The 11293-nt window shown below is 30.0% G+C and carries 9 protein-coding genes; 5 read left to right on the forward strand and 4 right to left on the reverse strand.

Going from position 1 to position 11293, the window contains the following annotated elements:
• Positions 1-37: 37 nt before the first annotated feature.
• From ispH to folA, 5 genes are all read left to right on the forward strand, one after another.
• Complete coding sequence (gene ispH, locus FD728_RS00125) at positions 38-1000, forward strand: 4-hydroxy-3-methylbut-2-enyl diphosphate reductase (RefSeq protein WP_159934440.1); 963 nt, start codon at positions 38-40, stop codon at positions 998-1000.
• A gap of 157 nt (positions 1001-1157) precedes the next feature.
• Positions 1158-1976: a 4-hydroxy-tetrahydrodipicolinate reductase gene (gene dapB / locus FD728_RS00130; RefSeq protein ID WP_159933589.1), complete on the forward strand. Its 819-nt coding sequence runs from the start codon at positions 1158-1160 to the stop codon at positions 1974-1976.
• 294 nt (positions 1977-2270) lie between these two features.
• Positions 2271-3437 carry a glutamine-hydrolyzing carbamoyl-phosphate synthase small subunit gene (gene carA, locus FD728_RS00135; RefSeq protein ID WP_159933591.1) on the forward strand — a complete coding sequence of 389 codons (1167 nt, stop codon included), beginning with the start codon at positions 2271-2273 and terminating at the stop codon, positions 3435-3437.
• A 13-nt stretch (positions 3438-3450) separates the two neighbouring features.
• The gene (carB, locus tag FD728_RS00140; RefSeq protein WP_159933593.1) at positions 3451-6672 is read left to right on the forward strand and encodes a carbamoyl-phosphate synthase large subunit; all 3222 of its coding nucleotides are present in this window, start codon (positions 3451-3453) and stop codon (positions 6670-6672) included.
• Positions 6673-6738: 66 nt separating this feature from the next.
• Positions 6739-7236 (forward strand): type 3 dihydrofolate reductase, encoded by a 498-nt coding sequence (gene folA, locus FD728_RS00145; RefSeq protein WP_159933595.1) that lies wholly within the window; start codon positions 6739-6741, stop codon positions 7234-7236.
• Here the strand turns inward: folA and apaH are convergent.
• The 4 genes from apaH to surA all read right to left on the reverse strand — a co-directional run bounded on the left by apaH (position 7216) and on the right by surA (position 11259).
• Positions 7216-8040, reverse strand: coding sequence for a bis(5'-nucleosyl)-tetraphosphatase (symmetrical) ApaH (gene apaH, locus FD728_RS00150; protein WP_159933597.1), 825 nt, complete (start codon positions 8038-8040; stop codon positions 7216-7218). The two genes, folA and apaH, sit on opposite strands and share 21 nt — an antisense overlap.
• Before the next feature lie 91 nt (positions 8041-8131).
• Positions 8132-8968 carry a 16S rRNA (adenine(1518)-N(6)/adenine(1519)-N(6))-dimethyltransferase RsmA gene (gene rsmA, locus FD728_RS00155; RefSeq protein WP_159933599.1) on the reverse strand — a complete coding sequence of 279 codons (837 nt, stop codon included), beginning with the start codon at positions 8966-8968 and terminating at the stop codon, positions 8132-8134.
• Between the two features lie 15 nt (positions 8969-8983).
• Positions 8984-9967, reverse strand: a complete 984-nt coding sequence (gene pdxA / locus FD728_RS00160; RefSeq protein ID WP_159933601.1) for a 4-hydroxythreonine-4-phosphate dehydrogenase PdxA — start codon at positions 9965-9967, stop codon at positions 8984-8986.
• Positions 9968-9969: 2 nt separating this feature from the next.
• Positions 9970-11259: a peptidylprolyl isomerase SurA gene (gene surA, locus FD728_RS00165; protein WP_159933603.1), complete on the reverse strand. Its 1290-nt coding sequence runs from the start codon at positions 11257-11259 to the stop codon at positions 9970-9972.
• Positions 11260-11293: the final 34 nt, after the last annotated feature.

Here is an 11293-nt window from a genome sequence, read left to right on the forward strand (position 1 = left end):
CATTCTTATGGAAGATTATCCTATTTCAGAGATAATTATGCAAATTTTATTAGCTAATCCACGTGGTTTCTGTGCAGGTGTTAAACGTGCTATTAATATAGTAGAACAAGTTTTAAAAATATATGGAGCTCCTATATATGTACGTCACGAAGTAGTACATAATAGTTACGTTATAAAAAACTTACGTGAAAGAGGAGTAATTTTTATTGAGGAAATCAATGAAGTACCAGATGCAGCTATTTTAATTTTTTCAGCTCACGGTGTATCACAGACAGTACGTGCAGAAGCTAAAGCACGTAATTTTACACGAATTTTTGACGCTACTTGTCCTCTTGTAACTAAGGTACACATGGAAGTTGCACGTGCTAGTCGTAAAGGTATTGAAGCTATTTTAATAGGTCATTCCGGTCATCCAGAAGTTGAAGGTACCATTGGGCAGTACAATAATCCTAAAGGTGGAATTTATTTAGTAGAATCGATAGAAGATGTTTCCAATTTAACTGTTAAAAACGAAAAAAAATTATATTTTATGACTCAGACTACTTTATCAGTAGATGATACTTCTATTATCATTAATTTTTTACAGAAACGCTTTTCTAAAATTATAGGTCCTAGAAAAAATGATATTTGTTATGCTACTATGAATAGACAAAAAGCGGCGAATGTATTAGCTCTTAATACAGAAATAGTGCTAGTAATTGGATCTAAAAATTCTTCTAATGCTAACCGTTTAATTGAAGTAGCTAAAAAAACTTGTAAAATAGTTAAATTAATTGATTCGGTAGATGATATTAAAGAAGGATGGTTTAAAGATATTAAATATATCGGAATTACCGCAGGAGCATCTTCACCAGATATTTTAATTTATCAAGTTATTCAACGTTTACTTAGTTTAGGTTGTAAGGACGTGACTGAATTATTTGGTTTTGAAGAAAAAATTATATTTGAGCTTCCAAAACAGTTATATAATAGCAACTACCGTACAGTAATAGAATCTTAACTATTTGATGAATTTATCATATTATAAGTTTTTTGTATATTTTCTCATATATTTTTTATATTGATGTATAACTAGAATAGTAGTACTTAAAATACTTTTATAATTATTTAAATTTTAATTACATATATTTATTTGCTATTTAAGGATATACATAAATATGAATAGAATTAAAATTGCTATTGCAGGTGCTTCAGGTCGTATGGGACGACATTTGGTTAAAGTCGTTTATCACAATAAAGCAATGTTACTAAAAGTTGCTTTAACTAGAAAGAATTCATCATTACTCGGTATAGATGCTGGTGAATTAGCTGGCATTGGAAAAGTTGGAGTACTCATAACAGATAATTTATTAAAAAATATAAATGATTTTGATATGTTAATAGATTTTACATGTCCAAAAAGTACTTTAGTACATTTAAATATTTGCCGTTATCATAAAAAAGCTATGATCATTGGTACTACAGGATTTGATAATATAGGTAAAAAAGAGATTTTAGCAGCATCAAAAGATATTGGTATAGTATTTACTCCTAATTTTAGTATTGGCATTAATTTAATGCTAAATTTATTAAGACAAATGAGTAAAGTAATGGGAGATTATGCTGATATTGAAATATTAGAAGCTCATCATCGTTATAAAGTTGATGCTCCTTCTGGCACAGCATTAGAAATAGGTGAAACAATTGCAAATACAATGGATTGGAAATTAGATGAACATGCAGTTTACTTACGTAAAGGAAATAATGGTAGCCAACGTAAGCCACATAGTATTGGTTTTTCTACAGTACGTGCAGGTGATATTATAGGTGAACATTCAGTGATGTTTGCTGATATTGGAGAACGTTTAGAAATTACTCACAAAGCTTCTAGTCGTGTAGCTTTTGCTAATGGAGCAATTAAAGCAGCAAATTGGCTTCAAAATAAGAAAGCTGGTCTTTACGATATGAATCAAGTGTTAAATTTATTTAATCAATAAAAATTAATAGATATTCGTCTATATAATTTATGATTACAATATACATGTAATTATTTTAATTAAAAATATAAAAGTATCAGAATTTTTCTATTAGAAATAATAATTAATTTAATCTTTATTTAAAACCTAAAAATATTCTTTTATTTTTTTTTTTATATTTTATATTTTTTATATATATCTATATATTCAATATATACATATAATTTATTAACTATAACGGTTTTGATGTTGATCTAGATGATTATCTTAAATTAATATATAAAATTATTGATTTTTTATTATTTGGAGAACATTTTGACTAAGCCAGCTCTTTTGATATTAAAAGATGGAACTAAATTTTATGGTCGATCTATTGGAGCAATAGGATTGGCAGTTGGAGAAGTTGTTTTTAATACATCAATGACTGGTTATCAAGAAATTCTTACAGATCCTTCTTATTATCGTCAAATAATCACTTTTACTTGTCCTCATATTGGTAATGTTGGTACTAATATTAATGATGAAGAATCTAGTAAAATTTATGCTCAAGGATTAATTATTCGTGATTTATCATCAACAACTAGCAATTTTCGTAGTGAAGAAAGTTTGTTATCTTATCTTAAACGTAATCACATTGTCGGTATTGCTGATATAGATACTCGTAAATTAACTCGATTATTACGTGAAAAAGGAGTACAATGTGGTTGTATTATTACTGGTGATAATAATCAATTAAATACTATGTTAGCATTGAAAAGAATACAAGCATTTCCTGGTCTTAAAGGCATGGATTTAGTTAAAGAAGTAACTACTAGAAAAACTTATTTATGGGAACAAGGTAGTTGTACATTAAAAAATAATGTAAATGATATGCTAAAATGTAATCGTTCTAAAAAATTATTGTTTAATGTAGTAGTATGTGACTATGGCGTTAAAAGAAATATTTTACGTATGTTAGTAGATCGAAATTGTCGATTAACAATTGTACCAGCATATACTTCTGCTAAACATGTACTGAATTTTAATCCCGATGGTATTTTTCTTTCTAATGGTCCTGGTGATCCTGAAGCATGTAAATATGCTATTACTGCTATCCAAGAATTTTTGAAAACTGATATTCCTATATTTGGTATTTGCCTTGGTCATCAATTGTTAGCATTAGCAAGCGGTGCTAAGACTATAAAAATGAAGTTAGGTCATCATGGTAGTAATCATCCAGTAAAAAATCTTGATAATAATACTGTTATGATTACTTCGCAAAACCATGGTTTTACAGTAGATAAAAATAATTTACCAACGAATCTCCGTATAATGCACCTATCACTTTTTGACCAAACCATACAAGGGCTTCACCGTACTGATAAACCAGCTTTTAGTTTTCAAGGACATCCAGAAGCTAATCCAGGTCCTCATGATGCAGTAGTTCTCTTTGATTATTTTATTCAATTAATTAAAGCCTACTGTGTAAATAAGCAAAAGTAATCGGGAATTGATAATGCCAAAACGTACAGATATACAATCCATTCTTATCCTTGGTGCTGGTCCTATTATTATAGGACAAGCATGTGAATTTGACTATTCTGGTGTGCAGGCATGTAAAGCATTACGAGAAGAAGATTACCGTGTTATTTTAGTAAATTCAAATCCGGCAACAATAATGACTGATCCAGATATGGCTGATTCTACTTATATTGAACCTATTAACTGGGAAATAGTTCGTAAAATTATTGAAAAAGAACGTCCAGATGCCATACTTCCTACTATGGGAGGTCAAACTGCATTGAATTGTGCATTACAGTTAGATCGTCAAGGAATACTAAAAGAATTTAATGTAATTATGATTGGTGCTACAGCAGATACTATTAGTAAAGCGGAAGATCGTCGTCTTTTTGACATGCTAATAAAAAATATTGGTCTTGATACAGCACGTTCTGGAATCGCACATACTATGGATGAAGCTGTACAAATTGCTGAAGAAGTAGGTTTTCCATGTATTATTCGTCCTTCGTTTACTATGGGTGGTACTGGAGGTGGTATTGCCTATAATCGTGAAGAATTTGAAGATATTTGTGAACGTGGTTTAGATTTATCTATGATAAATGAACTTTTAATAGATGAATCATTGATTGGATGGAAAGAATATGAAATGGAAGTAGTACGAGATAAGAATAATAATTCTATAATTGTATGTTGTATAGAAAATCTTGATGCTATGGGTATTCATACTGGTGATTCAATTACTATCGCTCCTGCACAAACATTAACTGATAAAGAATATCAAAATATGCGTAATGCTTCATTAGCGATATTACGTGAGATTGGTGTGGAAACTGGAGGATCTAATGTTCAATTTTCAATAAATCCTCAGGACGGTCGCTTAGTGGTCATTGAAATGAATCCACGAGTATCACGTTCTTCTGCATTAGCATCAAAAGCTACTGGTTTTCCAATTGCAAAAGTAGCTGCAAAGCTTGCAGTTGGCTTTACCCTTGATGAATTAATGAATGATATTACTGGAAAGAATACACCAGCCTCTTTTGAACCTTCAATTGATTATATAGTTACTAAACTTCCACGATTCAATTTTGAAAAGTTTTCTGGTGCTAATGACCGACTTACTACACAAATGAAATCTGTAGGTGAAGTAATGGCAATTGGTCGTACATTTCAAGAATCGATTCAAAAAGCTATACGTGGTTTAGAAATAGGAGCTAATGGTTTTGAGCCAAGAATTAATTTAAATGATACTGAAGCATTAACTCAAATTCGTCATGAACTAAAGGATCCGGGACCTGAGCGTATTTGGTATATAGCTGATGCGTTTCGTTTTGGTCTATCTGTAGATGACGTATTTCACTTAACTAATATTGACCGTTGGTTTTTAGTACAAATTGAAGAAATAGTACGTTTAGAAGAAAAAGTAATACTTAAAGGTATAAATTTATTAAATATCGATTTCTTACGTCTCCTCAAGCGTAAAGGATTTTCTGATGCTCGTATAGCAGATTTAGTTGGTGTAGTAGAGGAAGAAATTCGTAATCTTCGTTTAAAATATAATTTACATCCAGTATACAAATGTGTTGATACTTGTGCTGCAGAATTTAATACTGATACTGCATATATGTATTCTACTTATGAAGATGAATGTGAAGCTAACCCAAAACATAATATCAATAAAATAATAGTACTAGGAGGTGGTCCAAATCGAATTGGACAAGGTATAGAATTTGATTACTGTTGTGTCCATGCATCGTTAGCATTGCATGAAGATGGTTATCAGACAATTATGATAAATTGTAATCCAGAAACTGTATCTACTGATTATGATATATCTGATCGTCTGTATTTTGAACCAGTTACATTGGAAGATGTATTAGAAATTGTACGTATTGAAAAACCAAAAGGTGTTATCGTCCAATATGGAGGTCAAACTCCTCTAAAATTAGCTATTGCATTAGCAAAAGCTGGTGTACCTATTATTGGTACTAGTCCAGATTCTATTGATCGAGCAGAAGATCGTGAGCGGTTTCAACAAACAGTCCAGTACTTAAATCTTAAACAGCCTGCTAATGCTACTGTTAATACACTTGATCAAGCTATAGAAAAAGCCATTGATATTTGTTATCCATTAGTAGTACGTCCATCTTATGTTTTAGGAGGTCGTGCAATGGAGATTATTTATGATGAGATTGATTTAAAACATTATTTTCAAAATGCAATTTCTGTTTCTAATCATGCTCCTGTATTATTGGATCATTTTCTTGATGATGCCATAGAAGTAGACATTGATGCTATTTGTGATGGTCAGAATATTTTAATTGGTGGTATTATGGAACATATTGAACAAGCAGGAATACATTCAGGTGATTCAGCATGTTCTCTTCCAGCTTATACTTTAAATCATGAAATTCAAAATATAATGCGGGAACAAGTATCAAAATTAGCTTTTGAATTAAATGTATGTGGTTTAATGAATGTACAATTTGCTGTAAAAGATAATGAAGTATATATTATTGAAGTTAATCCGCGTGCATCGCGTACTGTACCTTTCGTATCTAAAGCTACTGGTGTACCATTGGCGAAAATTGCTGCACGTGTAATGGTTGGTAAGACATTGATAGAACAAGGTATTACAAAAGAAGTAATACCTCCTTATTACTCTGTAAAAGAAGTTGTTTTACCTTTCAATAAATTTTCTAGTGTAGATCCTATACTTGGGCCTGAAATGCGTTCTACTGGTGAGACTATGGGTATAGGTTCTACTTTTGCAGAAGCATTCGCTAAAGCCATGTTAGGGGCTCAAAGTAACATGAAAAAAAATGGTCGTGTATTATTATCAGTACGTGAAGAAGATAAGAAACGCATTGTTGTTTTAGCAGCAAAATTATTAAATTGTGGCTTTGAACTTGATGCTACTCATGGAACTGCTATTGTATTAGGTGAAGCTGGAATTAATCCTCGTTTAGTAAACAAGGTACATGAAGGTCGACCGCATATTCAAGATCGTATAAAAAATGGAGAATATACCTATATTGTAAATACTACTGCAGGACGTCAAGCAATTGAAGATTCAAAATTAATTCGTCGTAGTGCCCTAAAATATAAAGTACATTATGATACAACTTTAAATGGAAGTTTTGCTACTACTATGGCATTAAAGATAGATCCAATAAAAAAAGTAATTTCATTACAAAAATTACATGCACAAATTTTCTAACAATAAATTATTAATTAATTTTAACTAGATTCTTATAATTAAGAATAATTAAATATTGTATTTAATATGATAAGTTTAATTGCAGCACTTACCATAAATAGAGTTATTGGTATACAAAATGTCATACCATGGAAACTTCCAGCAGATTTAGTATGGTTTAAGCGTAATACCATGAATAAACCTATTATCATGGGCCGTATTACTTTTGAATCTATTGGAAGAGTACTTCCTGGGCGTATCAATATTGTAGTTAGCCATCATAAAAATAAATCTTATAGTGATAGTAGTAGTGTAATATGGGTAAATTCATTAGATGAAGCAGTTAAAGTTGCAGGAAAATCTAAAGAAATTATGGTAATTGGTGGTGGTCTTATTTATAAACAAATGTTAGTATATGCACATCGTCTATATCTTACTCATGTTGCTATTGAAGTAAAAGGCAATATTAAATTTCCACATTATAAATTAAATGAGTGGAAAACTATATTTCGTCAATCCTACAATGCTAATGTACAAAACCCTTATGACTATTGCTTTGAGATTTTAAAAAGAAATAATTTTTGATTTTTGTATATAATACCTTTTTTTTTCCCAATGTAGTAAAGTTAGATTATAACCCCAACAGCAGCCAGTATCTAGGCCAATCATATTATTTGGTATGCCTTTTCCTTCTATTGAAGCCCAGTGACCGAATACTAATGTATAATTGCTATCTATTTTACTTGGCATCATAAACCATGGTTTTAAATATTTTGGGGCAAACTTTGGATTACTTTTACAACTCATATCTAATTCACCATTTGACAAGCAAAAACGCATTTTAGTTAGAACTTTAGTAGTAAAGCATAAACGAGATAATCCTTGCATCTTAGGCATCCATTTATTTGGTGTATAGTTATACATAATATTATGTAGTAATAACCAATAACTATTGCTAGCAAGAATTGTTTCTACTTCATGTGCACATGATTTTGCAGTTTCTAGATCCCATTGAGGAGTAATACCTGCATGTGTCATCAATATTTTTTTTTTATTATCTACTTGAATTAATGGCTGACAACGTAACCAGTATATCAACTCATTAATATTTTTATCATTTAGTAGTGTTGTTAAAAAATCTTGTGTCTTTTCGCGACAAATACCAGAATGTATTGATATTAATCGTAAGTCATGATTACCTAATACCAATCGAACACAGTTACCAAGAGATTTTATATAGCGTAGTACTTCAAGAGAATTAGGACCTCTACCTACGAGATCCCCTGTTAGCCATAGTTCATCTTGTTTAGGTTGAAAATTAACTTGTGATAATAAATCACAAAGTTCATCGTAACATCCATGAATATCTCCAATTAAATATGTATTCACTAATAACTCCAAAAAAACTAATATAAATATGTTTTATACTTAGCTCATAGCAGATAAAAAAGCCCGTTTAGTAATATTTTATAATATATATTTAGTTCTTTAAATGATTTAATATTTCGGTTTTATAAGAATCTAAGCAATTTGCTAATTGGCAGCATTGAATTACAGTTAAATCTTCTGCTCTTAATGATAAATCAATATTCAATTCATTTAAAATACTTATTGGTATGATATTATTTAAGCTATTACGAAGAATTTTACGACGTTGGCTAAATATTTTTGAAGTAATAAAACTTAATAAACTTAATTTTTTTACTGGATAAGCTGGTAAAGAAAGAGGGACTAGACGTACTAACATTGAATCTACTTTAGGTACGGGTATAAAAGCTCTAGCAGGAACTTCAAGTATAGGAATGATTTGACAATAGTACTGTGCCATTACACTAAGACGACCGTAAGCTTTAGTGCTAGGTTTAGCAATTAATCGATTAGAAACCTCTTTTTGAAGCATTAAATGCATATCTTTAATAGATATAAGATGCTTAAATAAGTGAAATATTAATTTTGTAGAAATATTATATGGTAAGTTACTAAATACACGTAACGGTTGACCTTGTTTTTTTTCTAGAGCACCAAAATCAAAATTTATTGCATCTTGTTGATAAATTTTTAATTTATAACTTAGAAAATAATGATTTTGTAAACGAGTAACAAGATTACGATCTAATTCAATAACTGTTAACAATGAATCTAATTTCTCGCTTATAGGAACTGTTAATGCACCTAATCCTGGCCCTATTTCAACTAGTGATTCACTTTTTTGAGGAGCAATAGCAGAAACAATTTTTCTAATAATATCCTGATCGATTAAAAAGTTTTGTCCAAAACTTTTACGTATATGATGTCCTTTATAAAAATTATTGTTCATAATAAAAATTATTATTCATAAATTAATAATAGAAATAGCAAGTTTAAGAGCAGACCTAAGACTACCTATTTGCGCCTGACCTAAACCAGCTAATTCTAAAGCAGTACCATGATCTACAGAAGTACGAATAAAGGGTAATCCAAGAGTAATATTTACTGCTTTACCAAAACCTAAATATTTTAATACTGGTAGACCTTGATCATGATACATCGCTAATATGACATCAGCTTTTTGTAAATACTTCGATTGAAATATAGTATCTGCTGGTAGAGGACCTGTTAAACTAATTCCATTGTAACGTAATTTATTAAGCGTTGGAATAATAATTTCCACTTCTTCATTGCCTATATGTCCATTTTCACCTGCATGCGGATTGAGGCCACAAACTAAAATATGTGGATTTAAAATGCCAAATTTTTTTTGCATACTATTATATAAAATATTAATAACTTGATCTAAAGTATCATAAGTTATTGCATTACAGACATTTTTTAATGGTAAATGTGTTGTTACTAACGCTACGCGTAAATTTTCTACTACTAACATCATTACCACACGACTACTAGCAGTACGGTTAGCAAAAAATTCAGTATGGCCAGTAAATGCTATGCCTGCGTCATTAATAATTCCTTTATGCACTGGACCTGTGACAATAGCATCAAATTCACCATTTAAGCAACCATCACAAGCACGTATTAGAGTATTGATTACATAATGACTGTTAGCACTCAATAGACTACCAGCAGTTACTGGATATATAGTATCAACTTGTAATAGTGCCAATGAACTTCTTTGATCTAACTGTGGTAAGTTATGTGATTTATAATCGTATAATATTAATGGTAATCCTAATTGAATAGCACGCTTACGAAGCATCTCTCCATCAGCGCATACTACAAGCTCAACTGGCCATTTAAACTGTGCTAGTTGGATTACAATATCAGGACCAATACCAGCAGGTTCTCCAGGAGTTATTATGATACGATGTTTCTTTATCATTATTATTCAATAATATTTATATAAGCACCAGCTCGTTGTTCTTTCATCCAAAGTTCAATTTCTTGCATAAATTTACGATTAAATAGAATAAAATATGCTTTATTTTTTTGTATTGTACTTTTATTATTAAATTTATATCTATCTATCATTTGAATTAAATGCCATCCTATAGACGACTGCACTGGTTCACTAATTTGTCCTTTTTCTAATTTAAGAATAATATTGCGTAATTCAGGTTCGTACATTTCAGGTGTAAACCAACCAATATCACCTCCACTATCAGATGAATTTTTATCTTCAGAAAATTTTTGAGCTGACTTTATAAAAGTAGTTTTACCGTTTTTAATATCAATAGTAATTTGTTTTAATTTATTAAATGCTTGTTCATCATTAAGTAAAGGAGAATTTTCTAATAAAATATGGCGTATATGGAATTTTTCCGTAATAAATGCATTATCATCATTATGATTAAGTACATCGTTTATTTTTAAAATATGAAATCCTGCATCAGAATGTATAGGACCAATGATATCTCCTATTTTTGCTGTACTAAGAACTTTGAAAAATAAGATTGGCATTTCTTCAATTTTACGCCATCCTATTTTCCCACCTTTTATTGCTTGTGCATCACTTGAATAACGTAGAGCTAATCTATTAAAATTAGAACCATATTTTATTTTTTCAATTATCTTATTTGCAAGTAATTTTTGTTGTTGTATTTCTTTTTTCGTAGGGTGTTCTGATAAAGGTATTAATATCTGACTAATATTTAATTCTATATTTTGAATATTTTCTAAATTAATTTTTTCCGCCATTTTTTTTACTTCATCAGCAGATATTGTAAAACGTTGACGTACTTCATTATTCCGTGTTTCTGTAATTAATATTTCTTTACGTATTTGATTACGATAATCATTATAATTAATTCCATCACCTTCTAAACGACTACGTAATTCCTCTGTTTTAATATTGTGCTGTAAAGCAATGTTATCTATTGCTGTATTTAGCTCTTGATCTTCAACTTGCATATTATTTCTAATCGCATTTTCTAAAAGAATATGATTCATTATTTGTTGTTCAATAATTTGATTACGTAATGTTTTATCATCAGGAAGCTGTTCATCCGAATATTGAGCTTGCAATTTTATAATATTCATTATGCCATCAATTTCACTTTTTAGCACTATGTCGTTATTTACAATTACAGCAACTTTATCTATCACTTGTGGATTTGCTAATACAATATTATTGATAATCACTAAACTAAAAATTAGTATTCTCCAAATTTTCATTTTTTATCCATTATAATTGTGAAAGTATGGAATA

Origin of the sequence: Pantoea sp. Aalb, from assembly GCF_009829985.1 — a bacterium.
Lineage (GTDB): Bacteria > Pseudomonadota > Gammaproteobacteria > Enterobacterales > Enterobacteriaceae > SZZU01.

Coding starts and splice junctions, on each gene's coding strand:
- ispH (WP_159934440.1), top strand. CDS start 38: ATGCAAATTTTATTAGCTAATCCACGTGGTTTCTGTGCAGGTGTTAAA.
- dapB (WP_159933589.1), top strand. CDS start 1,158: ATGAATAGAATTAAAATTGCTATTGCAGGTGCTTCAGGTCGTATGGGA.
- carB (WP_159933593.1), top strand. CDS start 3,451: ATGCCAAAACGTACAGATATACAATCCATTCTTATCCTTGGTGCTGGT.
- folA (WP_159933595.1), top strand. CDS start 6,739: ATGATAAGTTTAATTGCAGCACTTACCATAAATAGAGTTATTGGTATA.
- rsmA (WP_159933599.1), bottom strand. CDS start 8,968: ATGAACAATAATTTTTATAAAGGACATCATATACGTAAAAGTTTTGGA.
- pdxA (WP_159933601.1), bottom strand. CDS start 9,967: ATGATAAAGAAACATCGTATCATAATAACTCCTGGAGAACCTGCTGGT.
- surA (WP_159933603.1), bottom strand. CDS start 11,259: ATGAAAATTTGGAGAATACTAATTTTTAGTTTAGTGATTATCAATAAT.